This window comes from Streptomyces sp. NPDC007162, from assembly GCF_040634175.1.
Lineage (GTDB): Bacteria > Actinomycetota > Actinomycetes > Streptomycetales > Streptomycetaceae > Streptomyces.
Genome location: NZ_JBEYFC010000083.1, coordinates 1 through 25,192 on the forward strand (window position 1 = coordinate 1; position 25,192 = coordinate 25,192).

Genomic DNA, 25,192 nt, shown 5'->3' on the forward strand with positions numbered 1-25,192 from the left:
CCCGCCGCTCTCCCGATGCGGGGGCGGCCCGCGGCCCCGCGTCCGTGTGCGCCTACTCACACCCACCCACACAAAACCCCCAGGCGGGGGCGGCGCTCGACCACACGTCGAGCACCGCCCCCGCTTCCGTGCGCCCCCACGCCAACCCACTGGATCACCGACAGTGGACTTATCCGATCACCTGAGTCATTGACCACCGGCATTCCAATCATCTAGATTCCCATCATCTACGGATCCTGTTGATTGGAGCCCTTGGCATGTCCGCAGAACGCGCACCGTCGCCCACGAGGTGGTGGACACTCGGGATCGTCGCGCTGGGCTCGTTCATGCTGATGCTGGATCTGAGCGTGGTGTCCATCGCGCTTCCGCAGATCCACAAGTCACTGAACAGCAGCTTCTCCGACCTCCAGTGGGTGTTCGACGCCTACGCCCTCACCCTTGCGATCTTCCTGGTGGCGGCGGGTTCGATCGCCGACCGCGTGGGCCGCAAGAAGGTGTTCCAGGTGGGCTTCGCCCTCTTCACCGTGGCCTCGCTGGCCTGCGGTCTGGCCGGTGACGCCACCCTGCTGAGCAGCTTCCGCGCCGTCCAGGGCATCGGCGCCGCGATCATGTTCGCCGTCGGACCCGCGCTGCTCAGCGCCGAGTTCCACGGCAAGGAGCGCGCCACCGCGTTCACCGCCTTCGGTGCCGCGGTCGGCCTCGCGGTCGCCGCCGGCCCGCTCATCGGCGGGTCGCTGATCAACGCGCTGTCCTGGCGCTGGATCTTCTACATCAACGTCCCGGTCGGCCTCGTCGCCCTGCTCGTCGGCGCCGTGAAGGTCGGCGAGTCGCTCAACAAGCGGGCCCATCCGACCGACTGGAGCGGCCTGATCACCTTCAGCATCGCGCTCGGCGCCCTGGTCTTCGCGACCATCCGGGCCCCCGAGGAGGGCTGGACGAGCGCCCAGACGCTGGCGCTCTACACGGTCAGCGCGGTGTTCCTGGCCGCTTTCGTCCTGATCGAACGCCGGCTGGGCGAGCGCGCCATGATCGACCCCGCGTTCTTCCGCAGCCCGACCTTCGTCGGCATCTCGCTCGTCGCGATGATCGGCAACGCCGGTGCGCTGCCCTCGGTCTTCTTCGAGACCAGCTACCTGGAGAACGTGCTCGGCAACGACGCGTGGGGCGCGGGTCTGCGGTTCCTGCCGCTGACCGGAGCGATGTTCGTGGCGGGCGCCCTCGGCGGCGGGCTGATCGGCAAGGTGCCCTTCCGGATCCTGCTGGGCGGTTCGACCGCGGTCATGGGCGTGGGTCTGCTGCTCCTCACCCTGACGCACGCCGACTCGTCCTGGACCGTGCTGATCCCGAGCATGCTCGTCGCCGGCTTCGGCATGGGCGCCTTCAACCCGGCCCGCGCGGCGCTGGCCATCGGGGTCGCCGAGCCGGCCAGGTCCGGTGTCGCCTCCGGCATCAACGAGACCTTCCAGCAGGTGGGCATCGCGGTCGGCATCGCGGGGGTGGGCGCCTTCTTCCAGAACCGGGTGTCGGACGAGTTCACCTCCTCCGCGGCCGGCAGGCAGCTCGGGCACGACACCGCCGAGCAGGCCGCCCACGGCATCAGCGCCGGTTCCTTCGGCGCGGTCGCCAAGAGCGCGGGCGCGCTCCAGGACCAGGTGCTGGCGGCGGGCCGGGACGCGTTCATGTCGGCCTTCCACAGCGCGATGGCCCTGTGCGCGGTCCTCGGCTTCGTCGCCGCGTTCATCGGCTTCGTCCTCATCCGCACGCAGGATCTGCACGCCAGTGCGCTCTCGACGATCCCGCCGGACGTCGACGAGGAGGGTGAGCTGCGTCCCGGTGACGTCGCGGTGGGCGCGGCCGGCTGACCGCGCCGGCAGCACCGCACACGTGCCGTCCCGGTGGTTCGTACCCCACATCACCGGGACGGCCGTTGCCTTCGCGGCCCAACACGCGGTGGATACTTGGCCCATGGGCGGGACAAGGGCTTCCTGGGTCAACACCACGCACGACTGGTCCGCCGTCGTGGACGCGGACCATCTCGCCCGGATCCGTCAGGACCCGGCGCTGTTCGCTCCCGGCGGGCCGGGGCACCTGGTTCTCGAGGTCGTCGCCCATGCCGCCGACGAGGCGGCGAGCCGGGGCGGCGGCGAATGTCTGGTCACGCTGCACACCGACGGCTCCGTGTCGGTGACGGACGACGGACGAGGTACCGACACACGGGTCGACGAGCACGGCCAGGTGGTGAGGAAGCCCGTCATGGCCACGAAGGACCTGCGCTTCTTCGACCGACCGGAAACCGAGCTGCTTCCGGACGGACACCCGCGTCGCGGCATGTCCGTCGTCGCCGCGCTGAGCACGTGGCTGATCCACACCAACCGCCGTCTCGACGGCTCCTGGACCCAGCGCTACGAGCACGGTGTCCCGGTGACCGGCCTGGAGCCCGTCGAGGACGACGGGACCACGGGAACCGGCGTCCGGTTCCTGCCGGACGGCGCGCCGCGTCCGCAGTGGTCGTTGACCACGGACGAGGTGACCCGATGGTCCGAGCACTGGCCCGACCTGACGGTCCGTCTGGCGGCCGGGGACTAACAGGGGGCGTCCGGCAGGTGTTCCTTCGCCCATGCCCCGAGCTCCCTGAGGGCGGGTTCGAGGGCCGCGCCCGCCGCGGTCAGGCGGTAGGCGACGCGCAGCGGCGGCCCCTCGTCGACCTCGCGCAGGACGAGCCCCGCGGCGCCGAGTTCGGCCAGGCGGTCGGAGAGCATGCGTTCGCTGATGCCCGGGATGGCGCGGCGCAGGCTGGCGAAGTAGGTCGGCCGGTCCATCAGGACGGACAGGATCGGGCCGTTCCAGCGCTTGCCGAGCACCTGGAAGACGCGCGTGATGCCGACGTCCACGCCTTTGCACTGTTCCGGGTCATGGGCCTGCTCCACCGCCATGGGATCAGGGTACAGCCCCACCTCGGAATGTGGCTGAAAAAAAGTAAGTACCTGTGCTATCTATAGCTCAGTACTAATCCTCAGCCCTTGCGGTCCCGCGTCGGGCTGCTGTCCCGTTGTGTCTGGAGTCCCCCATGGCCACCCTTCTCCACATCGACTCCTCGCTCCTCCCCGGCGAGATGTCCGCCTCCCGCACCGTCACGAACGCGTTCCGCACGGCCTGGCAGGAGCAGCACCCCGACGGCACGGTGATCTACCGCGACCTGGCGGCGGACCCGGTGCCGCACATCACCGCGGCCGCCCACCTCGCCGGTTTCGCCGACCCCGCCACGCACTCCCCCGAGCAGGCCGAGGCCTTCGCGGCCCGCGTGCGGCTGATCGAGGAGCTGGAGCAGGCGGACGCGGTGCTCATCGGTGCCCCGATGTACAACTACACGATCCCCTCGACGCTCAAGGCGTGGCTGGACAACGTGGTGCTGTTCGGCCGCACGGGCGGCGAGAACCCGTCCGCGAAGGGCACCCCGGTCACCGTCGTGGCCAGCCGCGGCGGCTCGTACGCGCCCGGCACCCCGCGCGAGCCGTTCGAGTACGTGCAGAACTACCTGGCCGCGCTCCTCGGCGAAGCGCTCGCCCTGGACGTCGACTTCATCGTGCCCGAGCTGACCATGGCCCCGCAGAACCCGGCGATGGCCGAACTGGTCCCGCTCTACGAGGCGTCCCGCGACCGCGCCCTCCAGGAGGCGGCCGGCAAGGCGAAGGCCCTCGCGGAACGCCTGGCCGCGTAGCGCGCGGGGCCTGGTCCCACAGGGACGGAACGCCGCACACAGCACGAAGCCCCCGTCACGGAAAGCGCCGTGTCCTCACCGCTTTCCGTGCCGGGCCCTCGTCCCGTGGCAGGCGCCGGGGCTCGGCACGCGCCCCCGTTGCACCGATCGGCCCAGCACCGCATGCGGGTTCGGCGGTGGGCGGTTGTGATGGACGCGTTCCCACCCGACGCCCAGGAGGCAGTCATGCGCATCCGTTCCCTCGCCGTCACCGGCGCCGTCGCCGCGGCCCTCGCCCTCGGCGGCACCACCGCCGCCTTCGCCGACAACGGCGCCGACGCCAGCGGCACCGCGTCCAACAGCCCGGGCGTGCTCTCGGGCAACGTCGTCGAGGTCCCGGTCGACATCCCGATCGCCGTGTGCGGCGACAGCATCGACCTCATCGGCCTGCTCAACCCGGCGGCCGGCAACACCTGCACCAACGGCTGACCCCGGCCGCAGGAACCGCCAGAGGACTTCCGGAGGACGACGCGCCCTCCGGAACCTCTCTGTGCGTGCAGGTTGTACGCCGGTGAGCCGTCCGAAACGGACAGTGCGCCCCTGGGCCGCAGCGGGGGTGAACCCGACACTTACCTCGTATGACGACAGCTCCCGCCGGTTCCACCACCAGTATCACCCCCGCGTACGGCGACCGGGTCATCGCCGTGGAGGCGGCGGGCTCGGAACCGATCCCCGACGCCGAACGCCACGGCAGCCCCCTCCAGTTGCTGTGGACCTGGGCCTCTCCCAACATCGAGTTCGCGACCGTCTACATCGGCGTGATCGCGGTCCTCTTCTTCGGCCTCGGCTTCTGGACGGCGACCGCCGCGATCCTGCTGGGCACCGCGCTCGGCGCCCTCACACAGGGCGTACTGTCCCTGGACGGCCCGCGGTTCGGCGTCCCGCAGATGGTGATCGGCCGCTTCTCCTTCGGCCGCCTCGGCAACATCCTGCCCGCCGCCGCCAACGGCCTGCTCGCGGGCGTCGGCTGGTTCGCGGTGAACAGCGTGAGCGCGGCCTTCGCCCTGAACACCCTGACCGGCCTGCGCCCGCTCCCCTCCCTCCTCCTCGTCGTGGTCGCGGAGATCCTGATCGGGTTCATCGGCCACAACTTCGTGCACACCTTCGAGAAGTACGCGTTCCCGGCGCTCGCGGTCGTCTTCCTGCTCGCCGGGGTGTGGACGTTCAAGGACGCCGACCCCGGCGGGGGCGGCTCCGGCGGCGGCATCGGCGGTTTCCTGCTCGCGTTCAGCGCGGCCTGGGGGTACGCGGCCGGCTGGAACCCGTACGCCGCCGACTACGCGCGCTATCTGCCGCGCACGGCGAACAAGGTGCGGACCGTCCTGTGGCCGGCCGTCGGCCTGTTCGTGTCCGTCTCGATCGTCGCCGTCATCGGCGCGGCCTCGGCCACCCTCGCCGCCCCGAAGGACGCCACCCCGACGGCGGCCTTCACCGGCCACCTGCCCGGCTGGCTGGGCGACCTGGTGCTGATCGCCATCATGCTCGGCGGGGTCTCGGCGAACGCCCTCAACGTGTACTCCGGGGCGATCTCCATCGCCTCCTTCGGCCTGCGGCTGCCCACCTGGCTCAGCCGCAGCGCGCTGGTCGTGGTGTCGGGCGTCGTCGGCACGGCGGCGGCCTGGGCCTCGCTGGACGACGCGGGCGCGGCGTACGAGGCGTTCCTGCTGGTCATCGCGTACTGGGTGGCGCCCTGGCTGGGCGTGGTCCTGGTGGAGCGGTGGTTCCAGGGGCGCACCGCGAGCGACGAGGAGCTGGCCGCCCGGCTGACCGACCGCTCCTTCACCAACCGGCCGGGGCTCGCATCCCTGTTGGCCGGCGTGGCGGTCTCCGTCCCGCTCTTCTCCAACCAGGAGGACTACGTGGGATACGTCCCCGAGCACTGGCCGTCCTTCGGCGACATCACCCCCCTGGTCGGCTTCACGGTGAGCGCCCTGCTGTACACGGCCCTGCGCAGCCGCGCCCGGAACGCCTAGTCGTCGTCCCGCAGCCGTCGCCAGATCTGGCTGCGGTGCAGCAGGAAGAGCGAGCCGACCACGGCGAGCAGCTGGAGGCCCACGGCGAGCAGCCAGAACTCGTCCCTGGTCTCCAGCCGGTTCGTCAGGAACTCGAAGTTCATGCCGAAGAACCCGGTCAGGAACGACAGCGGCAGGAAGATGACGGACACGATGGCCAGCCGGTTGATCACGCCGTTCTGTTCGCCCGCGACCAGGGACCCGTAACTGGCGAAGGCCCGGCGGGTGGCGTCCTGGAGGGACTCGATGTCCGCGAGGACCAGGCGCCCCGCCCGCTGGAACTCCTGGGCGAGCCGCTGCCGTTCCGCCGGGAAGTCACGGCTCATCATCCTGCGGGTGATCACCTCGTCGATCCCCTGGAGGTAGGGCAGCAGCGCGTGGTGCAGGACGGCGGAGCGGCGGCGCAGCTGGGAGAGCCGGTAGACCTGCTCGGGATGCCGTGCCTCGAACATGTCGTCCTCCAACTCCTCGACCTGGAGCAGGGCGCCCACCGCGGCCCGGCGGAACGTCGTGAGCGCCTCCTGGAGCAGCAGGAACAGGGTGGCCACGGTGTCGTGCGGGCGTTCCCGCCGCACCTGGGCCGTGACGGCCCGCTCCAGTCCGGCCCTGCGGCCCCAGTGGACGATCACCAGGTAGCGGTCGGACGCCAGGGCGTGCAGGTACACGACCCTGCCCTCGTGGACCACCGGCACGACGAACCCGGCGGTGTCGCCCAGGAACTCGGCCCGCGGTGACGCGTCCTGCCGGCCGAACCACTCCAGGTCGGTGTCGTCCAGTCCGAGCCGCCGGATCACCGGATCCGGCACCGGCTCCTCCTCCTCCTCCTCGGGCAGTTCGACACCGAGGAGCAGGAACGTCTCCGTGGCGAGGCGGTGGCGTGCCTCGGCCACGGAGATGCGCGCGGTGTCGCCGTCCGGCACCGCCACCACCGTCACGATCATCGCCTCACCGCCGGTCCCGTGGCCCACGCTCCCAGCCTGTGCGCGGCGGGCGCGGCACGCACCCGGATGCGCTCGGGTGCCGCGCGCGGCTGCCTCGAACGGGTGAGGTACCGGGCCGGTTGCTCAGGCCGCCGTGCGCAGCCCCCGGGACCGGGCCGCGCCCGTCCCCCGTACCACCCGGTGCGCGCAGGCCGCCGTCAGGAGCTCCCCCAGCAGGTCCGGATCGTCGATCTCCAGGCCGAGCAGCGACTCGATGCGCTCCAGCCGCTGGTAGAGGGACTGGCGGCCGATGTGCAGGAGGGCGGCCGTGCGGGTCGGGGAGCAGCCGTGGCGCAGGTGCACCTCCAGGGTGCGGACCAGGTCGCTGGCGTGTGCCGCCTCCCAGGCCAGCAACGGCCCGAGGGTGTGCTGGACCAGGGCGGCGAGGCGGTCCCGGTTGGCGGCGATCCCACCCCGGGTCAGCTCGCGCTCCAGGGCCAGGGCCCGGGCGGAGGTCACCGACGGGCCGTCCGCCGCTCCGGGTTCGGCGGGCGGCACGGTCAGCGCGAGCTCCAGACTGACCCGCGCCGCCCGCAGGGTCTCACTCCAGTGCAGCCATCCGTCCCCGGCATGAACCGCGTGCCCGACAGCGACGGTGAGCCTGCCCGCAGCGGCAAACCCGGAGCCCGCACCAAGCCCGGAGGCAGCACCACGCCCGGAAGCCGCGCCCAACCCGGAAGCCGCACCACGCACCGAAGCAGCACCAGACCCGGCAGCCGCACCACGCCCCGAAGCAGCACCAGACCCGGCAGCCGCACCACGCCCCGAAGCGGCGCCCAACCCGGAAGCCGCACCCAGAGCGGAAGCCGTACCGCGCCCGGAGGGGGTGTGCAGTCCGGAGGGCGTGTTGAGGGCGGCTGTGCGGAAGGCTTCCTGGACGGCGCGGACCGGGTCGCCTGCTCCGGGGCCGACGGCCGGCAGCGCGAGCAGGGCCAGGACGTCGCCGGGGAAGGCCGCCCGGAGCACCGGGCCCCCGCCCAGCAGTCGTACCGCCCGGTCCACGGCGCCGGTCTCCCGCGGTCCGTGCACCGACACCCCGATGAGGCGCGCCCCCGGCCCCGGGCGGAACCCGGCGAGCGCCGCGCGGGCGTCCACCTCCGGCTGGTTGAGCGCGGCCCGGTCGGCCAGGTCGGCCAGCAGGGCCGCCGTGTGGTCGTCGCCCCGGGGCCGGCCCGCCGACCGCCCGGACAGCCCGCGCGCGACGATCGCACGGTTGGCGGCCTCCGTGATCCGGACGAAGGGCACGACCCGGTGCAGGGCCAGCAGGGGCAGGCCGAGCCGGCGGGCCTCGTCGGTCACCTCCGCGGGCATGGCCGGCAGCGCCCGGCCGACCTCCACCGCGAGACCGGCCGCGCCGCGTGCGGTCAGTTCCCGGACGTAGCGGCGGCGGACCTCCTCGGCCGCGTCGGTCAGCCCGAAGCCGTTGGTGAGCAGCAGTTCGCCGCCGTCCAGGAAGTTGGCGCCCTCGTAGACCTCGCTGGAGTGGACCCAGCGGACCGGCCGGTCGAGGGCGTCCTCTCCGGCGAGCAGTTCGGGGCGGGCCGCCAGCACCAGATCAAGGGTCAGGACTTCGCGGAGGGTGAGTGCGGGCACGGGGGCCTCCAGGGCGCGGAGAGCGGCGCTGACATTTCGTCCGGCTGCGGGTTGCCCGGAGAGTACTTTCCGCACGTTGCCCTGGTGTTTCGGACCCAGGAGAGTGACGTCATGAAGCCTTTGGACCAGGAACAGGCCCGCGCCTGGCTCGCCACCGCGGTGGCCGAGGCCCGCGCCGGGCTCGCCGAGGGAGGCATCCCCATCGGGGCGGCGCTCTACGGCGCCGACGGCGAGCCGCTCGGCCGCGGGCACAACCGGCGCGTCCAGGACGGCGACCCGTCCATGCACGCCGAGACGGCCGCCTTCCGCGCGGCGGGACGGCAGCGGACGTACCGCGGCACCACCATGGTGACCACCCTGTCACCCTGCTGGTACTGCTCCGGCCTGGTCCGCCAGTTCGGCATCTCACGGGTCGTGATCGGCGAGGCGGCCACCTTCCACGGCGGCCACGACTGGCTCGCCGAGCACGGGGTGGAGATCGTCCTGCTGGACGACCCGGAGTGCGTCGGGCTGATGCGTGACTTCATCGGCACGAACCCGGCTCTGTGGAACGAGGACATCGGTGAATAGCACGAGTTCCGGCTCCGGCCCCCGGATCCCCACCATCGATCTGCGGCCCTGGCTGGACGGCGACGAGGCCGGCCGGCAGGAGATCGCCCGGACCGTCGACGCGGCCCTGCAGACCGCCGGCTTCCTGCTCGTCACCGGGCACGGGGTCGCCCCGGAGCTGCGCGACGCGGTACGGGCGGCGGCCCGCGCGTTCTTCGCGCTGCCCGCAGAGGCCAAGCAGGCGTACGAGGCGAAGGTCGGCGGACGCGGCTGGCTCGGGCCGGGCGCGGAGGCCAACGGCTACTCCGAGGGCACCGAGACCCCGCCCGACCTGAAGGAGTCGCTGACCTTCGCGACCCACGAGCCCTTCGCGGACCCGGTGGTCAACGCCGAGTGGTACGCGCCCAACGTGTGGCCGGCCGAGATCCCCGAGCTGCGCACGCTCTGCGAGGAGTACCTGGAGCGGATGGCGGAACTGGAGAAGGAACTGCTGTCGCTGCTGGGGTACGCGCTCGGTCTGGAACGGGACTTCTTCTCCCGGCACATGGACCACCCGACATACGGCTTCAACATCAACTGGTACCCGGGGACGGACGTCGTCGGCACGCCCGAGCCGGGTCAGTTCCGGATCGGCCCGCACACCGACTTCGGCACGGTGACCATCCTGGACCGGCAGGCCGGCAAGGGCGGACTCCAGGTCCACACCGACGCGGGCGGCTGGGAGGACGCCCCCTTCGACCCGGCGGCCTTCACCATCAACATCGGTGATCTGATGGCCCGTTGGACCGGCGACCGCTGGCGCTCCGGTCGCCACCGGGTGCTCCCGCCGCCCGCCGACGCCCCCACCGAGGAGCTGATGTCCCTCGTCTACTTCGGCGAGTGCACCCCGGGCACGACCGTCGAGTCCGTTCCGGCACCGGTCGGGCGGGTCGCGTACCCACCGGTGGACTCGCACGTCTACCTGAGGGAGAAACTCGACTCGATCACCGTCGGCTGATCCCGCAGCGTCAGGATTCGTGACCCAACAGCCATCACGCGATCTGGCCTGAAGCAACTTCCTCTTCCTACACTTGTGTTGAGGGGGGCTGCCTTGCACAGACGGTTGCACGGGCGTGGAGCGCTGTTCGACGTCGAGCCGGCCGGGCTCGTGCCGAGAATCGTCGGGTTACGGCCGTACCACCACCGTGCCCATCCCCTCGAAGACCCCGGCGAGCTGCCGTTCGTCGTGCTGACCGGGGCACGCGGGCTCGGCAAGAGCGCGGTGCTCGGCGAGTTGCGCGACGCCTACCAGGGGCACACCCCGGTCGCGCTGACCGACTGCGCGGACCCGCAGTTCGCGGCGCCGCCCGCCGAGCGGCCCGCCGAGTCCTGGTCGCCCCTCGCGCAGGCGCTGCTGGTCGTCGCCGAACAACTCGCCGAACCGGTCACGGGGGCCGGGCGGATCCCCTTCCCCCGGCTCATGTCCGGCCTGGTCGCGGTGGCCGCCGGCGGCTGGGGCGACGCCGACTCGGAGCGGATCCGGCGGGAGGTGGAGCGGATCCTGCTGCTGGGCGAGAGCGGCTCGTGGATCAGCGGGTTCGCCGGGCGGTGGGCCGGGAAGGTCGCCGCCAAGGTCGTCGCCGCCGCGACCGGCACCGGACCGCTGGTCTCCGGGGCCATCGAGGCCACCCTGGAGTCGGTCGCCGAGGGTTTCAGCAGCCGCCGCCACCAGAAGGCGTCCGTCTGGTACCGCGCCTACCCCAACGCGGGCGGCCACGCCCAGCGCGGGCTGATCCTGCTCTCCGGGCACTTCCGGGCGGGCGGCACCTCCCGCGAGCACGCCGAGCGGTATCTGGTGCGCGCCCTGCTCGCCGACCTGACGGAGGCCTACTCGGGGGTGCTGCCCCGCATGCGGCGGCTCGGCCGCCCGCTGGTGCTGCTCGACAACGTGGGGACCGGGCCGGGACCCGCCCTGCTGGACGCGGTGGTACGGGACCGGGCCGACGGCGTCACCGACCACGTGGCGTTCGTCGCCGGACTGCGCGGCGACGGCCGGGAGCTGCTGCGCAACGGCGTACGACGGGAGCTGGCCGAGGTCGCCCGGCGCACCGGATGGACACCGGACGCGGCCGCGCCGTCCTCCAGGGCGCTGCTGGTCGCCCTCCCGCCGCTCACCCCCGACGACACCCTGCACCTCGTGGACACCCCGGCCGCGCCCCGGCTCCCGCAGGCCGTGCACCGGCTGACCGGCGGCAACCCGCTGGGCGTCACCCTGCTCGCCGAGACCGCGGCGCAGAACCCGGACCGGACCGGCGCCCTCGGCGAGCTGCTCACCGCCGGCGTACGGCTGGCCGACGAAGGGCCGGCCGCTCCCGCCTACCGCCGGCTCCTCGACCGGCTGGTCCCCACCGACCGCCTCGACGAACTCACCGTCCTGGCCGCCGCCCACGACCACGACTCGGCGTGCGCGCTGGCCGCCGCGCTGCTCCCGGACGACTTCGGTCCCGCGGACGTACGGGCGTTGCAGAGCCGTCTCGTCCTGGAGGGGCTGCCCGTCGTACCCGGCCAGTTCGTCGGCGACCCCTTCGTGCGCACCCTCCTGCTCCTGCGGCTGCACCTGCGGGACCCCGACCACGCCGGCTGGCGCACCGCCCACACGACGCTGACCGGGCACTACGCGGAACTCCTCGGCACCGACCGCCTGGCCCGCTTCCGGTTGCACCACCAACTGGCCCTGGGCGGAACGGAGCCCGCGGTCGCCCACCTCCGCGACGGCTTCGCGCTCCTGGACGCCCGCGACTGGCTGGACACCCTGCGCTTCATCGCCTCCGCGCCCTACTTCCACGCCCATGACGCCGAGGGCCGCGACTTCACCGGCCGCGGCGACCGCCGTACCGCGGTGGCCCTGGGCCGCACCGACGCGGACCAGCGGGTGCCGGACGGCGTGGACGCCGTACTCCACCTGCGCATACGGCGGTTGCTGCACGCGGTGTGGCAGCTCGCCGATCCGCTGGTGCTGCCCGACCCGAAGGTGGCCGACCGGCTCCGCTTCGAGCTGGAGCAGCTGTCCAACCTGCGGCCGGCCGGCAACGCGCTGCTGTGGCGGGCCTCCCGGGACTGGCCGGCCGCCGCGCTCGCGGGGCGGCCGCTCGCGGAGCCGGACGACGACGAGGGCGACGACGAGCGGAGCGGGGTGGCGTGATGGCGGGGCGGGGCGTGGGCACGTGGTTGCGTGAAGGCGTCTGGGAGATCCCGCTGCGCCGCTATCTGGCCCTGCTGGTGGCGGCCGGGCTGGTCGCCGCACTGGTCGTCGGGGTGCGTACGGTCACCCACGACGACCGCTCCTGCGCACCGGGGGTGGCCAGGCCCGAGGGCAGCACCGAGTGCGTGGGCGTGGCGACGACCGCGTTCGACTTCGGGCACCCGCAGCTGCGGCCCACCGTGCGCGCCATCGCCCGCGAGAACGCCCGCCTGAAGGCCGGGAGTTACGTCACGGTCGCGGTGATGCTGCCGTACACCTCGACGGCGGCGGCCAGCATCACCGACATCCAGCACGAACTCCAGGGCGCCTACCTCGCCCAGTACCAGGCCAACCACGACTCCAACGGCGAGGCCCCGGGGATCCGGCTGGTTCTCGCCAACCCCGGCGCCACCAGCCGGTACTGGCAGGAGATGGTGACCCGGCTGGCCGGCATGACCGGCGGCACGGACCGGCTGCGGGCCGTCGCGGGCGTCGGACAGAGCACCGACAACAACAAGAAGGCCGTCAGGGAGCTGACCCGGCTCGGCATCCCGGTGGTCGGCTCCTCCATCACGGCCGACGACCTCGCCAACGGGCAGGACGGCAAGGACCCGTACCCCGGTCTCGCGCGGGTGTCGCCGACCAACACCGACGAGGCCCGTGCGCTGGCCTCGTTCGCCAAGGTCAGCGCCGGACGGGCACTGCTGGTGTACGACAGGCCGGGCGACCCGTACACGCGCACCCTGCAGAAGTCCTTCCTGACCCTGCTCAAGGGCTCGCCGTACGAGCCGCAGCCGTTCACGCCGCCGGCCGACCGCAGCCAGGAGGGGACGACCGCGAACACGTTCCGGCAGATCACCAACCTGATCTGCGACACCTCGCGGACCACCGACACGATCCTGTTCGCCGGGCGGCACACGCAGCTGCGGCAGTTCATCAACGCGCTGGGCGGACGGGGCTGCCAGGACCGGAGGTTCACGGTGCTGACCGGGGACGAGGGGTCGTACCTGACCGGGGAGACGCGGCTGAACCGTGCCGCCCTCGGACCCACCCTGTCGGTGCGCTACACCGCCCTCGCCCATCCCGACGCGTGGGGCGCGGGCAGCCCGAGGACGGGCGGTTCGGCCGCCGACACGGCGACGCTGGACGCGCTGCTGAAGAGCGCGGAGAAGTCGCCGGTGGGGCCGATCGGGTCGGTGGCGCTGGAGGACGGGCAGCTGATCATCGCGTACGACGCGATGCGGCTCGCGGTGCACGGGATCCGGGAGGCGGTGCCGGAGGGGCGGGTCGTGCCGGCGCTGGCCGATGTGGGGTTGCAGTGGCCGCAGGTGAAGGGGTCGCTGCGGGTGGACGGGGCCAGTGGGTGGATCTGCCTCGACGTGCACGGGAATCCGTACGACAAGGCGGTGCCGATCGTGGAGTTGCGGGCGGCGGGAGGGTCTCGGTTCGTGACCGTTGCCTGGCCTGAGGGGAAGCCGCCCAGTGCGGAGTGTCTGCCGCCGTCGTAGAGCTGCGGGTGCGTGGGCTCGCGGCGATTTCAAGGGCCCAGAGATTGACCCAGGCGTTCGAACCGGTCCCGCCAGTCCTGCTCCGTCGCCGCCTCTCCCTGGTCCTCGTGCGTGAAGCGCAGGAGGCTGCCCGTCTCCCCGTCGGGTTCCAGGTGGAAGCGGATTCTGCCGCCGGGGTCGACCGTGTACTCGGCGACACGGTCGACGTCCCAGGCCGTGATCGTGCCGGTGCCCAGGTCGCCCAGGGTGACCGTGCCGCCCAGTCTCGGTTGCAGCACGTCCGCCGGGGTGAACCAGGTGGCCAGGCCCTCCGGGGTGGAGAGGCTCGGCCAGACCTGGTCCATCGGCCTCGGCAGTCGTATCAGCAGCTGGAGGACGGCCATGGGACCAGTGTGGCCCCTCGGCGGCTCAGACGCCCGCGTACGAGTGCTTGCCGGTCACGAAGATGTTGACGCCGTAGTAGTTGAACAGCCAGCAGCCGAAGGCGATCATCGCCAGGTAGGCGGCCTTGCGGCCCTTCCAGCCGGCGGTGGCGCGGGCGTGCAGGTAGCAGGCGTAGGCGACCCAGGTGATGAAGGACCAGGTCTCCTTGGGGTCCCAGTTCCAGTAGCGGCCCCAGGCGCTGCCCGCCCAGATCGCGCCCGCGATGATCGTGAAGGTCCACAGGGGGAACACGGCGGCGTTGACGCGGTACGCGAACTTGTCGAGGGACGCCGAGGCGGGCAGGCGCTCCAGGACCGAGGTGGCGAAGCTGCCGGGCTTGCCGCCGTTCTCCAGCTTGTTCTCGTAGGAGTCCTTGAAGAGGTAGAGGATCGTGGCCACCGCGCCCACGTAGAAGACCGCGCCGCAGAAGATCGCCGTCGAGACGTGGATGTACAGCCAGTACGAGTGCAGGGCCGGGACCAGCGGCTCGCTCGCCGTGTAGAGGACGGTGACGGCGAGACCGAGGTCCAACAGGACCGTGGTGATCAGGAAGAGGCCGAGCCAGCGGACGTTCTTCTTCAGGGCCAGCAGGGTCAGGTAGACCGCGACCGCGACCGTGGAGAACGTGATGTTGAACTCGTACATGTTGCCCCACGGCGCCCGCTGCACGGAGGCCGCCCGGGTGATCACACCGGCCAGCTCCACCAGGAAGGCGAGGACCGTGAGGGAGATCGCGATCCGCCCGTAGAGGTCGCCCTGCTCGTCACCGCCGTGGGCGCCGGGGCCGTCCGGGACGTCCCGGGAGCCGGCCGCGGCGCGGACGACGACCTTCGGGCGCTCCAGTACGGCGGTGCCGCCGGCCTGCTTGACCGTGACGGCGGGGCCGGTCCGCTTCGCCTCCGCCGTGCTCGTGAGCGCGTTGGCGGTGCGCGCGACCCGGCTGCGGCTGCCGAGCAGCCACTCGAAGATGTAGGCGAAGAAGGCCAGTGTGTAGACGGCCATCGAGGAGTAGACGAGCGTGTTGCTCATGCTCGCGAGATGCTCGTCGGTCGCGCTGGCGAGCACGGTTGCGGCGGCGGAAGTCATCGCTTCTCAGGCCCTTCGGCAGGTACGACTTCGGGGTTGGGGGATGTGACGGGTTCGTCGTCTTCGGGGTCGGGGGCCCCGGGCGCCCGGTCGTACAGGATCCCGGCGAGGTCACCCAGTTCCTCGGGCACCTTCGCGGACTCGCTGCGGCCGAGACCGGCCATCTCGACCACCGTGACGCCGTCGGGACCCGGCACCGCGCGTACCCACACGCGACGGCGCTGGATGAACAGCGACGCGGCCAGACCGAAGATCGCGGCGAGGGCGCCACCGAGCGCCCAGCCGCTGCCGGGCTCCTGGACGATCTCGAAGCCGGCCCATTCCTTGACGCCCTTCTCGAACGTCACGGAACCGGCGCCGTTCGGCAGCTGCATGGTCTGGCCGGGCTTGAGGTTGTCGCGGAACTGCGCCCCCTTGGAGTCCTTGAACTCCTTCATGTGGGACTTGTCCAGCTGGTACACGCTCTGCGGGATGCCCGAGTTGACCCCGAGGTCACCGTGGTACGGCGTGAGGTTCAGCACCGGGTTGTCCAGCGCGGGGAAGCTGGACAGGACGGAGGAGCCGCCGCCGTAGGTGGGCAGGAAGAACAGGGAGATGCCGAGCTGCTCGCTGACGTTCTGGGCGTTCTTGTAACCGTCCATCACCTTGAGCACGCCCTGGGAGGTGATGTTGCCGTCCAGCGGGAGCAGCGGCACCGCGTCGCGGTAGACGACGTTGCCCTTGCCGTCGCGGACCGTGATGACGGGCGCGTAGCCGTGGCTGACGAGGTAGACCTTGGCGTCGTCGATGTGCAGCGGCTGGTTCACCTTGATGGTGGTCCGCTTCGACTTGCCGTACGCGCCGTCGGTGTAGTCGATGTCCGCGCTGAAGGTGGTCGGGGTGCCCTTGCTGGGGCCGCTGGTCTGGTAGCCGGCGCTGAAGTTCCGCAGGTGGAAGCTGAACGGCACCAGGTCGTCGGTGCTGAACATGGAACCGGACTTGAAGTCGTCGTACTGGATGATCGAGTTGGCGAACCCGTCGCCCTCCACGACCAGCTTGGTGCCGTCCGACTTGTACATCTGGCCGGACGCGAAGGCGATCAGCAGCACGATCAGCGCGACGTGGAAGACCAGGTTGCCGAACTCGCGGACGTAGCCCTTCTCGGCGGCGACGGCGTCCCCGGCGACGTGCGAGCGGAAGCGCCGCTTCTTCAGCAGCTTGAGCGCGGCCTCGCGGACCTCCTCCGGTGCCGTGTCCGTGCGCCAGGTCGTGTACGCGGGGAGCCGGTTCAGCCGCTTCGGGGCGCCCGGCGGACGGCCGCGCAGCTGGCCCACGAACTGCCAGGCGCGCGGGATGATGCAGCCGACGAGGGAGACGAACAGCAGGATGTAGATCGCGGAGAACCACACCGAGCTGTAGACGTGGAAGAGGCCGAGCTTCTCGTAGATCGGCGCCAGCGTCTTGTGGGTCTTCTGGAAGTCGGCGACCTTGTTGATGTCGGCGCCGGTCTGCGGGATCAGCGAGCCGGGGATCGCGCCCAGCGACAGCAGGAGGAGCAGCAGCAGGGCGACGCGCATCGAGGTCAGCTGGCGCCAGAACCAGCGGGCCCAGCCGACCAGGCCGAGGCCGGGGGCGGCGGGCGGCTCGACCGGGGCGGTGGAGAGCTGGGAGCCCGCCTCGCCGAGGTCCGCCTCGGTGTTCTCGGTGTTCTCGGTGTCGGTCTTGCTCATCGATCAGATCCCCACAGTGAAGCCGGCGGACCAGGACTGCATGTCCTGCACGAGACTGTCCCAGACACCCGTCAGCAGCAGCAGGCCGGTCACGATCATCATCGTGCCGCCGATGCGCATCACCCAGACATAGTGGCGCTTGACCCAGCCGAAGGCGCCGAGCGCCTTGCGGAAGGCGATCGCGGTGAGTACGAAGGGCACACCGAGACCCAGGCAGTAGGCGACGGTCAGTATGGCACCGCGGCCCGCGCTCCCCTGCTGGGAGGAGAGGACGATCACGGAGGACAGCGTCGGGCCGATGCACGGCGTCCAGCCGATCCCGAACAGCGCGCCCAGCAGGGGTGCCCCTATCAGACCGGCCACCGGCCGCTTGTGGAAGCGGAACTCGCGCTGGGTGAACCAGGGCATCAGGCCCATGAAGAAGACACCCATGGCGATCATCAGCACGCCGAGCACCTTGCTGAGCCCGCCGGAGTGCTCCAGGAGCGTCGAGCCGAAGTAGCCGAAGAGTGCGCCGCCTGACACGAACACGGCGGTGAAACCGAGCACGAAGAGGGCGGCGCCCGTGGCCATCCGACCGCGCCGGGCGTCGGCGAGGTCGGTGCCGGCGACCCCGGTGACGTACGAGAGGTATCCGGGGACGAGGGGCAGCACGCACGGAGAGAAGAAGGAGATGAGTCCGCCGAGCAGTGCGATCGGCAGGGCGAGCACCAGCGCGCCGTTCATAACGGTCTCGTTGTGGGGGTCGGCCGCTACCGCGAGGAGTGCGCTCACGTCACTTCTCCGCGACGACCGGCTTGAGCATCTTCAGCAGGTTCTCCTCGCTGAGCGCCGCCAGTGAGCGCGCCGCGACGTTCCCCTGCCGGTCGAGCACCAGGGTGGAGGGGATGGCCTGCGGGTTGAGCGTGCCCTTCTTGAAGCGGAGCATCAGCTTGCCCGTCGGGTCGTACAGGCTCGGGTAGTCGATGCCGTTCTGCTTCTCGAAGGCGACCGCGGCACCGGTGCTGGTGTCGCGGGTGTTGATGCCGACGAACTGGACGCCCTTGTTCGCGTACGCCTTGGAGACGGAGGCGAAGTAGGGCGCCTCGGCGCGGCAGGGGCTGCACCAGGACCCCCACACGTTGATGACGACGACCTTGCCCTTGTAGCTCGCGACGTCCAGCGTCCTGCCGTCGATGGTCTTGCCGGACAGGTCGGGGGCCGCCGCGCGGTGGCCCTTCGCGACCGTGTCGATGCCGTTCTTTCCGGTGACGAAGTTGGTGTTGCCGCCTCCGCCGGAGGTGCCGCCGTTGCCGCACGCGGACAGGGTCAGGGCCGCCGCGGCGGCCATGGCGCCGAGCAGGAGGGCGCGGCTACGGGTACTCATGTGAAAAGTTTCGCATGCCCGTTCTGGGGATCTTGCGCACCCCCCTTGGTCATGGAAAGGCCCTTTTCAGGCCGCGGTTCCCTGCTTGAGGAAGCCCTTCCAGCCGCCCGCGGGGCGCTGCCCCACGTCCAGGGTGCGCAGCTTCGCGAGGACCTCGGGCTTCTGTACGTCGATCCAGTCCACGAACTGCCGGAAGGAGACCATCCGCACGTCGGCGCCCTTCTCCTTCTCCCGGGCGATGTGCTTGAAGGCCTCCTCGACGGAGTCCATGTAGATACCGCCGTTCCAGTGCTCGAAGTGGTTGCCTACGAAGAACGGCGCCCGGTTTGTCGTGTATGCACGCTCAAAACCCGCTATGTATGCCTGGGCCGACTGCTTGCGCCAGGCCGGGTAGTTGTAGGCGGGGGCCTTGGTCGAGTTGACCGACTGGTTGGCGAGCATGTTGTAGTCCATGGACAGGACCTCGAAGCTGCGGCCGGGGAACGGCACCTGCTGGAGCGGCAGGTCCCAGATGCCGAGCTTCTTCTGGGGCCAGACCTGGCGGCCGCCGGGCGAGGAGGCGTCGTAGCGCCAGCCCAGCTCGCGGGCGGTGGGCAGCAGGTTGTTCTGGCCGAGGAGACAGGGCGTACGACCGCCGACCAGCTCCTTGTCGTAGTCGAAGGGGAGCGCGGGCAGGTCGGTCCAGCCGGTGTTGGTCCGCCACTCCTTCACGAACGCCTTCGCCTGGTCTATCTCGCTGCGCCACTGCTTGGGCGTCCAGTTGCCGACGGTGCCGTGACCGGAGCAGAAGTGGCCGTTGAAGTGGGTGCCTATCTCGTGCCCTTCGAGCCAGGCGCGGCGGACGTTGGTGAGCGTCGCCCTGATGTGCTCGTCGGCGAGGTAGCCGATGTCGGAGGCGCCGCGGGGGTTGTTCGGGGGGTCGTAGAGCCGCTTCTTGGACTCGGGGAGGAGGTAGAGACCCGAGAGGAAGAAGGTCATCGACGCGCCGTGTTCCTTCGCCAGGTCGAGGAAGCGCGGGAAGAGGCCGTTGCCGACCTCGCCCGCGCCGTCCCAGGAGAAGATCACGAACTGCGGCGGGGTCTGGCCGGGCTCCAGCGGTTCGGGGGCGGCGGGCTGGTGGGGCTGCTTGCCCGTACGGGAGGTGGAGCCGTCGCCGATGGGGTGGGCGGTCGCGGTGGGCTTCTTCGAGGGCTGGTTGCCGGAACCGCCGGCGTGGTTCTTGCCGTCCGACGGCGTGTGCGTGCCGCAGCCTGCGAGGCCGAGTCCGGCCGCGGCGCCCGCGCCGACGCCGAGTAGTCCCCTTCGGGTGAAGGTCCGCATGGTTCCCCGATTCGTCACGTCCTCTGGTGGTCACCCACTCAGAGGGCGCGACGAACAGGGCGGTTCCGAAAGGAACCGCATATTTTAAGACTAATTTCATGCAGCGAGGTTTGAGGGCCTACGCCTCACGTCCTCGCCTCACGCCCCGAAGGCCTTGCCCTGCCCCTGCCCCGGCTGGGCCCCGGCCCGCAGGTGGACCGGCACCAGATCGATCGCGGGCTCGCTGTACCCGACGGAGATGATCCGGTCCCCCTCGTACGTGAACGTCGTCAGGGACGCCAGGGTGCACTGCCGCTTGCGCGGGTCGTGCCACAGCCGGCGCTTCTCCACGTACGACCGCAGGACCCAGATCGGCAGCTGGTGGCTGACCAGCACGGCCTCGTGGCCGCGCGCCCGGTCCCTGGCCGCGTCCAGCGCACCCTTCATCCGCACGACCTGCTCGACGTACGGCTCGCCCCAGGACGGCTTGAACGGGTTGACCAGGTACTTCCAGTTGGCGGGGTTCTTCATCGCCCCGTCGCCGACCCCGAAGGTCTTGCCCTGGAAGATGTTCTCCGCCTCGATCAGCCGCCCGTCGGTGGCCAGGTCGAGCCCGTGCGCCTTGGCGATCGGGGTCGCGGTCTCCTGCGCGCGCTCCAGCGGGGACGCGACGACATGGACGACGTCCCGGGACGAGAGGTGCTCGGCGACCCGGTCGGCCATCTGCCGTCCCAGCTCGGAGAGGTGGTAGCCGGGAAGTCTCCCGTACAGCACCCCCTGCGGGTTCTCCACTTCGCCGTGCCGCATCACATGGACGACGGTGATGTCCTGCTGCTCGCTCATGCTGCCGTGGCCTCCGCGGCCGCTCGGGCCGCCGCCGGGAGGGCGTCGGCGATCTTCTGGATGGCCCGCTCGTCGTGGGCCGTGGAGACGAACCAGGACTCGAAGGACGACGGCGGCAGGTAGACGCCGTGGGAGAGGAGGGAGTGGAAGAACGCCGTGAACCGGAAGGACTCCTGGCCGCGCGCGTCCTCGTAGTTGCGCACCGGGCGGTTGGTGAAGAAGACGGAGAACATGTTGGAGGCGGTCTGCACCTGGTGCGCGACGCCCTCCTTGCTCAGCGCCTCGGTGACCAGACCCCGGATCTGCTCCGACACCGCGTCGACCTTGTCGTACGCGGCCTGGTCGAGCAGCCGCAGCTGGGCGAGCCCGGCGGCGGTGGCGACGGGGTTACCGGAGAGGGTCCCGGCCTGGTAGACGGGCCCGGCCGGGGCGAGGTGCGCCATGACGTCCGCCCGCCCGCCGAAGGCCGCGGCGGGGAAGCCGCCCCCCATCACCTTCCCGAAGGTCATCAGGTCGGGCACCACCCCGTCGATGCCGAACCATCCGGCCCGGCTGGTCCGGAACCCGGTCATGACCTCGTCGGAGATGTACAGGGCGCCGTTCCTGGCGCAGGTGTCCTTGAGCCCCTGGTTGAACCCGGGCCCCGGCGGCACGACGCCCATGTTCCCGGGCGAGGCCTCGGTGATCACGCAGGCGATCTCGCCGGGGTGCCGGTGGAAGGCCTCCTGGACGGCTTCGAGATCGTTGTACGGCAGCACGATCGTGTCACCGGCCTGCGCACCGGTGACGCCGGGCGTGTCGGGGAGTGCGAAGGTGGCCACGCCGGAGCCGGCGGCGGCGAGGAGGCTGTCGACGTGCCCGTGGTAGCAGCCGGCGAACTTGATCACCTTGGTGCGCCGGGTGAAGCCGCGGGCGAGCCGGATGGCGGACATGGTCGCCTCCGTGCCGCTGCTGACCAGCCGCACCTGCTCCAGGGGCTCGATCCGGGCGACCATCTCCTCCGCGAGGGCGACCTCGCCCTCACCGGGCGTGCCGAAGGAGGTCCCGCGGGCGACGGCCTCCTGGACGGCGGCGATGACCTCGGGGTGCGAGTGCCCCAGGATCATCGGTCCCCAGGAGCACACGAGGTCGACGTACTCCCGCCCGTCGGCGTCGGTGAGGTAGGCGCCCTTGCCGGACACCATGAAGCGGGGGGTGCCGCCGACGGCGCGGAAGGCGCGCACCGGCGAGTTCACGCCGCCGGGCGTGACGGCGGAGGCGCGGTCGAAGAGCGCCTGTGAGACGGGCGCGTCGTAGGGATAGGGCGTTTCGCTCTGTGCACTCATGACGTGCGACTTCTCCGACTTCTCCGACTCCGGTTGCTGGGTGACCTTCTCAGGGTAGGCGGAGGTCGGCGTTCTCCCCGCAGTGGTCGGGGCATCTGCGAGACTGTGATCCGATACACCCAGCTCATCCGGTACGCAGGTGACCGGAGGCTGTAAAGATCCTGCGGACTGATGTTTCGACGCACGTTTCGGCGGGCGGCCGTGGGGGAGGTCACTGACACGATGATCGGGTTGCGCGGCGGGGGCCACGCGTCCTAGAAAAGCAGTCGGGTGGAGATATGCATCGCGGTGGCGGACTGGGCGAGGGGACGGACGACCTGGGTCCTCGACGTGCCCGGCAGGGAAAGCACCGGCGCGACGCGGAGGAAGCAGCGGAAGCAGCACGTCGGGAACAGGGCGGCGTACCGGGTGAGTCCGATCGGCGTGATCGACGTATGGATCAGCGGGACCAGAGGGCCCGGCGGATCGATCGCGGAATCGACCGTCCCGAGACCGGGAGCAGGAATGGTGGTCGGGTGGGGGTGACGTACAAATACTTCGGCGCACCGGACGGCGCGACCGCGGCCCGTGTCCCGATCTCCATGCGTCCCGAGGAACTCGGCGGCGACGAGCTCGGCATGAACGGCATGTTCACGAAGATCAAGCCGGAGACGATGGCCGCGATGGTGCTGACGGGCATCGAGGGTGTGCCGCTGCACAAGGTGCCCCCGCTGGAACTGATCGTCCTGCACCCCGACTACGCGGTGGTCAAGCTCCCCATGACGGTGGTCGACCCCCTGCGCGGCGTGGGCGAGGAAGCGGTCGGCGCGGCGGCCTTCATCTGGTCGACGGTCCCGGACCGGGGCGGCCCGAGGGACGCGTTCAACGTGTACCAACTGCTGCACGAATGGCAGGACTTCTCGCATCGGCTGCATGAGGCGGGGCACCAGCCGTATTGCTTGGTGTGGCCGTGAGCTGAGTTTCCTCCCGAGGTAGGCGGGCGAGGTCTCCGGGCCTCGCCCTTTTTGGTGCGGGGGCGTCGGGCGGCCGGGGCAGCGTGTACGTCCGCAGCGTGAGGCCGGGGTCCGAGTGGCCGAGGTACTCGGAGAGCGCCTTGATGCTCTCCCCCCGCGTCCAGAAGCACAGAGGCGTAGGCGGCAGTGGGCGGGCCTCGCCGGGTGTTCGCCAGGCGGAGCGGATGGGGTAGCCGGTCTGCGTCTCGATCGCCTCGGTGTCGAGAAAGCCCAGTGCCGTGGGGTGGCGACGACGCCGACGTCCCAGTGCTCCTTCGCCGCAGTGAGCAGCTTGCCGACGTCGCCGGCGACCCCGGCCGCGCACACCACGCCGTACAGGAACGGCTTCTTGCCCGGCACCTGCGGCTCGGTCACGTGAAGCCCTCCATAAGCCGATGGTCTCGTTGGGCCGCCAGCATGGCAGCCAGGGCTTCCGGCCCGATCCGGCTCAGCGCCCAGAGGCTGCTGATGTGGCGGGCCCACCGCCAGAGCGGGTCGCCCGTGTCCACAGGGGTGTGGAAGGACAGCACCCGGATGCCGTGGCCATCGAACGCCTGAGTGTCGAGGTAGCGCCAGCCGCCCGTGCCGCAGAGGTAGTGGGTGCTGCTGGTGGCCGCGGCGAGGTCGGCGAGTCTCTCTGACCGGCCCACCCGGGTCGGAATCGCGCTGCTGCGCAGTACCTCGCCGCTCCAGCCCAACGCGGTGAGCAGGGCGATCGTCGACGCCTTGGCAACGTCGGATACACGGTCCGTGTCCTCGAACTGATCGAGAACCGCGTCCAGGACGTCGCGCACCGCGGGCCAGTAGCGGCTGCGGCCGTAGTACTGGCGTGTCAACAGGCTGACGGTGCGACGGGATCGGCCGGGTTCGGCGAGCCGTGCCTGGTCGATCGATGTCGGGCGCCCGTGAGGAAGGCGGGTCGGGAGCGTGAGCCACTGCTGCCGAGCGGGCTCGTCCAGGGCCGCCAGACGAGCCCGGCGCTGGTAGTCGCGCCGGGCGAACTGGACGTCGTCGAGGACGATCCACCGGTCGGCGGCGTACAGCTTGGCCAGCGTGGAAAGCCGCGGGAACACATTCGGTTGGTGGATCGCGCACACCGCGCCCGGCGGCCGGACGTGGAGTGGTTCAGCCGCTGATGAGGCGGCTGTCGAAACCGGCGCCCAGGAGGCGCTCGTAAGCGTCATACACATCCCCCGGTACGTCCTGCTCGACGGCGAAGCCGAGCTTCGGGTACTCGATCACCCGTTGCAGGTCACCGACGAGCATGTCGACAACGAGCTTCTCGTCGCCGATCGACTTGATGTAGTCGTCCAGCTCCAGCGGCTCGGACGCACACACGACCTCGACCTCCGGCCACAACTTGCGGCACGTCGCGTACGAGCGACGCTCCATGTACGGCTTGGAGATCAGCAGCAGCGACTCCACCGCGATGCCGGCCTCGGCCAGCAGCTCGCGGGAGAACGTGATGTTCTGACCAGTGTTGGCTGCCTCCGGCTCGACCAGGATCGCTTCGTCCGGCACACCCAGGCTCAGCGCATGCTCGCGGTAGTGCACCGCCTCGCCGCGCGGGAAACGGGCGCGGGTGGTGGGGCTGTTGCCGCCGCTGAACACCACAACCGGGAAGAGGCCCACCCGGTACAGATCGGCGGCCGCGGTGGCCACCCCGAGGTCGTGGCTGCCCAGGCCGATCGCTGCCGAGCAGGGCCGCTGTTCGTGGCCCATCTGGTGGTAGTTCCAGATCAGCGTCGCGTCATGGAACTGCTCGTCGGTGATCTGGCGCTGCTCGTGCTGCGGCACTGGCACTCCCTGGCTCATCCCTGCTGGCCCTTTCGGATGCCCTCGATGCTGCGCAGCTGGTGGCTCAGCCGGTACTGGCGAGCCGCCTGTGCCGCCTGATCGAGGACGGACAGCCCATCATTCCGGGTCGCGGCATCCGACAGAAGGATGTGCCCGTACGCGGTGTCCAACCGCACCCGCTGCATCGGGGAGTCGACCGTGCCGGTGGTCCGCGCGATGTCGATGTACTGCAGGGCCTGCTTCAGGTCGCCGGCACCGCGGTGGGCCAGGGCCAGCTTCTGGTGCGCGACCGACCAGTCCTCCGGTTCGCCCAGGTCCTCGAAGGAGCGGGTGGCCTCGACCATGACGCCGGTGGCGTACTCGTTGTCGCCCTCCTTGCTCAGCGCCGTACCCACCCAGAGCCGCGCCCGGGCTCGATCGCGCGAGCTCAAACGCTCATCTGAGGCGAGGAGTTCGTACTGACGGGCGGAGGCTTCCAGCTGGCCTGACATCTCCTGGACGAGGGTGTGTCAATTTAACGGCTGATCTTGGTTGTTGATGGTCAGTTGTTGCTCGGAGTCAGGCGGCCTTCGAAAGCGATCTGGAACGCGTTCAGGGGTGCTTTCCAGCGCATGGTCCACCTCTTGCGTCCCTTCCCGGTCGGGTCCAGGCTCATCAGCGCCATGTAGATGCACTTGAGAGCGGCGGCTTCGTTGGGGAAGTGTCCGCGGGCCCGGACGGCCCTGCGGATGCG

Annotated in this window: 24 protein-coding genes and 2 pseudogenes; 10 read left to right on the plus strand and 16 right to left on the minus strand. The window is 70.8% G+C overall.

Features of this window, described 5'->3' with window-relative positions:
• Positions 1-257 precede the first annotated feature (257 nt).
• Together ABZ646_RS12880 and ABZ646_RS12885 are read left to right on the plus strand one after the other, a co-directional pair.
• Complete coding sequence (locus ABZ646_RS12880; protein ID WP_360516918.1) at positions 258-1,862, plus strand: MFS transporter; 1,605 nt, start codon at positions 258-260, stop codon at positions 1,860-1,862.
• A 103-nt stretch (positions 1,863-1,965) separates the two neighbouring features.
• Positions 1,966-2,586: an ATP-binding protein gene (locus tag ABZ646_RS12885; RefSeq protein ID WP_360516921.1), complete on the plus strand. Its 621-nt coding sequence runs from the start codon at positions 1,966-1,968 to the stop codon at positions 2,584-2,586.
• Here ABZ646_RS12885 and ABZ646_RS12890 read toward each other — a convergent pair.
• The gene (locus ABZ646_RS12890; RefSeq protein ID WP_360516924.1) at positions 2,583-2,933 is read right to left on the minus strand and encodes a helix-turn-helix domain-containing protein; all 351 of its coding nucleotides are present in this window, start codon (positions 2,931-2,933) and stop codon (positions 2,583-2,585) included. The genes ABZ646_RS12885 and ABZ646_RS12890 overlap by 4 nt on opposite strands.
• 134 nt (positions 2,934-3,067) lie before the next feature.
• Here ABZ646_RS12890 and ABZ646_RS12895 point away from each other — a divergent pair, with 134 nt between their 5' ends.
• From ABZ646_RS12895 to ABZ646_RS12905, 3 genes are all read left to right on the plus strand, one after another.
• Entirely contained in the window at positions 3,068-3,718 is a 651-nt protein-coding gene (locus ABZ646_RS12895) for an NAD(P)H-dependent oxidoreductase (RefSeq protein ID WP_360516927.1), read from the plus strand.
• 225 nt (positions 3,719-3,943) lie between these two features.
• Positions 3,944-4,186, plus strand: coding sequence for a chaplin (locus tag ABZ646_RS12900; protein ID WP_360516930.1), 243 nt, complete (start codon positions 3,944-3,946; stop codon positions 4,184-4,186).
• 149 nt (positions 4,187-4,335) lie between these two features.
• Entirely contained in the window at positions 4,336-5,730 is a 1,395-nt protein-coding gene (locus ABZ646_RS12905) for a cytosine permease (RefSeq protein ID WP_360516933.1), read from the plus strand.
• On the opposite strand, the gene ABZ646_RS12910 is transcribed toward ABZ646_RS12905, so the two are convergent.
• Positions 5,727-6,737 (minus strand): CorA family divalent cation transporter, encoded by a 1,011-nt coding sequence (locus tag ABZ646_RS12910; protein ID WP_360516936.1) that lies wholly within the window; start codon positions 6,735-6,737, stop codon positions 5,727-5,729. The genes ABZ646_RS12905 and ABZ646_RS12910 overlap by 4 nt on opposite strands.
• Positions 6,738-6,833: 96 nt before the next feature.
• Positions 6,834-8,342: a PucR family transcriptional regulator gene (locus ABZ646_RS12915; protein WP_360516939.1), complete on the minus strand. Its 1,509-nt coding sequence runs from the start codon at positions 8,340-8,342 to the stop codon at positions 6,834-6,836.
• Positions 8,343-8,453: 111 nt separating this feature from the next.
• On the opposite strand from ABZ646_RS12915, the gene ABZ646_RS12920 reads away from it, so the two are divergent.
• From ABZ646_RS12920 to ABZ646_RS12935, 4 genes are all read left to right on the plus strand, one after another.
• Positions 8,454-8,912, plus strand: coding sequence for a nucleoside deaminase (locus ABZ646_RS12920; RefSeq protein ID WP_360516941.1), 459 nt, complete (start codon positions 8,454-8,456; stop codon positions 8,910-8,912).
• Entirely contained in the window at positions 8,905-9,888 is a 984-nt protein-coding gene (locus ABZ646_RS12925; RefSeq protein ID WP_360516944.1) for a 2-oxoglutarate and iron-dependent oxygenase domain-containing protein, read from the plus strand. Before ABZ646_RS12920 ends, ABZ646_RS12925 begins: the two co-directional genes overlap by 8 nt.
• Before the next feature lie 93 nt (positions 9,889-9,981).
• The gene (locus ABZ646_RS12930) at positions 9,982-12,072 is read left to right on the plus strand and encodes a hypothetical protein (protein ID WP_360516947.1); all 2,091 of its coding nucleotides are present in this window, start codon (positions 9,982-9,984) and stop codon (positions 12,070-12,072) included.
• Positions 12,072-13,619, plus strand: coding sequence for a hypothetical protein (locus ABZ646_RS12935; protein WP_360516950.1), 1,548 nt, complete (start codon positions 12,072-12,074; stop codon positions 13,617-13,619). The genes ABZ646_RS12930 and ABZ646_RS12935 overlap by 1 nt, the downstream gene beginning before the upstream one ends.
• 29 nt (positions 13,620-13,648) lie before the next feature.
• Here the strand turns inward: ABZ646_RS12935 and ABZ646_RS12940 are convergent, their stop codons facing one another.
• The 8 genes from ABZ646_RS12940 to hemL all read right to left on the minus strand — a co-directional run bounded on the left by ABZ646_RS12940 (position 13,649) and on the right by hemL (position 21,670).
• A complete protein-coding gene (locus ABZ646_RS12940; RefSeq protein WP_360516953.1) occupies positions 13,649-14,002 on the minus strand; it encodes an SRPBCC family protein in 354 nt (117 codons plus the stop codon).
• A 25-nt stretch (positions 14,003-14,027) separates the two neighbouring features.
• On the minus strand, positions 14,028-15,128 hold the full coding sequence (gene ccsB / locus ABZ646_RS12945; protein ID WP_360516956.1) for a c-type cytochrome biogenesis protein CcsB: 1,101 nt from the start codon (positions 15,126-15,128) through the stop codon (positions 14,028-14,030).
• On the minus strand, positions 15,125-16,837 hold the full coding sequence (locus ABZ646_RS12950; protein WP_360516959.1) for a cytochrome c biogenesis protein ResB: 1,713 nt from the start codon (positions 16,835-16,837) through the stop codon (positions 15,125-15,127). Before ABZ646_RS12950 ends, ccsB begins: the two co-directional genes overlap by 4 nt.
• A gap of 3 nt (positions 16,838-16,840) precedes the next feature.
• Entirely contained in the window at positions 16,841-17,611 is a 771-nt protein-coding gene (locus ABZ646_RS12955; RefSeq protein WP_360516962.1) for a cytochrome c biogenesis protein CcdA, read from the minus strand.
• A 1-nt stretch (position 17,612) separates the two neighbouring features.
• A complete protein-coding gene (locus tag ABZ646_RS12960; RefSeq protein WP_360516965.1) occupies positions 17,613-18,203 on the minus strand; it encodes a TlpA disulfide reductase family protein in 591 nt (196 codons plus the stop codon).
• Positions 18,204-18,269: 66 nt separating this feature from the next.
• On the minus strand, positions 18,270-19,523 hold the full coding sequence (locus ABZ646_RS12965; RefSeq protein WP_360516968.1) for a hypothetical protein: 1,254 nt from the start codon (positions 19,521-19,523) through the stop codon (positions 18,270-18,272).
• A gap of 138 nt (positions 19,524-19,661) precedes the next feature.
• Positions 19,662-20,345, minus strand: coding sequence for a histidine phosphatase family protein (locus ABZ646_RS12970; RefSeq protein WP_360516971.1), 684 nt, complete (start codon positions 20,343-20,345; stop codon positions 19,662-19,664).
• Positions 20,342-21,670, minus strand: coding sequence for a glutamate-1-semialdehyde 2,1-aminomutase (hemL, locus tag ABZ646_RS12975; protein ID WP_360516974.1), 1,329 nt, complete (start codon positions 21,668-21,670; stop codon positions 20,342-20,344). The genes ABZ646_RS12970 and hemL overlap by 4 nt, the downstream gene beginning before the upstream one ends.
• 278 nt (positions 21,671-21,948) lie before the next feature.
• Here hemL and ABZ646_RS12980 point away from each other — a divergent pair, with 278 nt between their 5' ends.
• The gene (locus tag ABZ646_RS12980) at positions 21,949-22,623 is read left to right on the plus strand and encodes a hypothetical protein (protein WP_360516977.1); all 675 of its coding nucleotides are present in this window, start codon (positions 21,949-21,951) and stop codon (positions 22,621-22,623) included.
• Positions 22,624-22,801: 178 nt separating this feature from the next.
• Here the strand turns inward: ABZ646_RS12980 and ABZ646_RS12985 are convergent.
• The 5 genes and pseudogenes from ABZ646_RS12985 to ABZ646_RS13005 all read right to left on the minus strand — a co-directional run.
• Positions 22,802-23,037: pseudogene (locus ABZ646_RS12985) on the minus strand (flavoprotein); the annotation flags it as partial.
• Positions 23,034-23,759, minus strand: a complete 726-nt coding sequence (locus tag ABZ646_RS12990) for a WbqC family protein (RefSeq protein ID WP_360516980.1) — start codon at positions 23,757-23,759, stop codon at positions 23,034-23,036. The gene ABZ646_RS12990 and the pseudogene ABZ646_RS12985, both read right to left, overlap by 4 nt.
• 28 nt (positions 23,760-23,787) lie before the next feature.
• Positions 23,788-24,477, minus strand: coding sequence for a YdcF family protein (locus tag ABZ646_RS12995; protein ID WP_360516983.1), 690 nt, complete (start codon positions 24,475-24,477; stop codon positions 23,788-23,790).
• Positions 24,474-24,962: pseudogene (locus ABZ646_RS13000) on the minus strand (hypothetical protein); the annotation flags it as partial. The pseudogene ABZ646_RS13000 and the gene ABZ646_RS12995, both read right to left, overlap by 4 nt.
• A gap of 38 nt (positions 24,963-25,000) precedes the next feature.
• A partial coding sequence (locus tag ABZ646_RS13005; protein WP_360516986.1) for a transposase occupies positions 25,001-25,192 on the minus strand: 192 nt, incomplete at its 5' end.

Bases quoted from the DNA above. Each gene is read 5' to 3' on its own strand.
- ABZ646_RS12880 (WP_360516918.1), top strand. From the start codon at position 258: ATGTCCGCAGAACGCGCACCGTCGCCCACGAGGTGGTGGACACTCGGG.
- ABZ646_RS12885 (WP_360516921.1), top strand. From the start codon at position 1,966: ATGGGCGGGACAAGGGCTTCCTGGGTCAACACCACGCACGACTGGTCC.
- ABZ646_RS12890 (WP_360516924.1), bottom strand. From the start codon at position 2,933: ATGGCGGTGGAGCAGGCCCATGACCCGGAACAGTGCAAAGGCGTGGAC.
- ABZ646_RS12895 (WP_360516927.1), top strand. From the start codon at position 3,068: ATGGCCACCCTTCTCCACATCGACTCCTCGCTCCTCCCCGGCGAGATG.
- ABZ646_RS12900 (WP_360516930.1), top strand. From the start codon at position 3,944: ATGCGCATCCGTTCCCTCGCCGTCACCGGCGCCGTCGCCGCGGCCCTC.
- ABZ646_RS12905 (WP_360516933.1), top strand. From the start codon at position 4,336: ATGACGACAGCTCCCGCCGGTTCCACCACCAGTATCACCCCCGCGTAC.
- ABZ646_RS12920 (WP_360516941.1), top strand. From the start codon at position 8,454: ATGAAGCCTTTGGACCAGGAACAGGCCCGCGCCTGGCTCGCCACCGCG.
- ABZ646_RS12935 (WP_360516950.1), top strand. From the start codon at position 12,072: ATGGCGGGGCGGGGCGTGGGCACGTGGTTGCGTGAAGGCGTCTGGGAG.
- ABZ646_RS12940 (WP_360516953.1), bottom strand. From the start codon at position 14,002: ATGGCCGTCCTCCAGCTGCTGATACGACTGCCGAGGCCGATGGACCAG.
- ccsB (WP_360516956.1), bottom strand. From the start codon at position 15,128: ATGACTTCCGCCGCCGCAACCGTGCTCGCCAGCGCGACCGACGAGCAT.
- ABZ646_RS12950 (WP_360516959.1), bottom strand. From the start codon at position 16,837: ATGAGCAAGACCGACACCGAGAACACCGAGAACACCGAGGCGGACCTC.
- ABZ646_RS12960 (WP_360516965.1), bottom strand. From the start codon at position 18,203: ATGAGTACCCGTAGCCGCGCCCTCCTGCTCGGCGCCATGGCCGCCGCG.
- ABZ646_RS12965 (WP_360516968.1), bottom strand. From the start codon at position 19,523: ATGCGGACCTTCACCCGAAGGGGACTACTCGGCGTCGGCGCGGGCGCC.
- ABZ646_RS12970 (WP_360516971.1), bottom strand. From the start codon at position 20,345: ATGAGCGAGCAGCAGGACATCACCGTCGTCCATGTGATGCGGCACGGC.
- hemL (WP_360516974.1), bottom strand. From the start codon at position 21,670: ATGAGTGCACAGAGCGAAACGCCCTATCCCTACGACGCGCCCGTCTCA.
- ABZ646_RS12980 (WP_360516977.1), top strand. From the start codon at position 21,949: ATGCATCGCGGTGGCGGACTGGGCGAGGGGACGGACGACCTGGGTCCT.
- ABZ646_RS12995 (WP_360516983.1), bottom strand. From the start codon at position 24,477: ATGAGCCAGGGAGTGCCAGTGCCGCAGCACGAGCAGCGCCAGATCACC.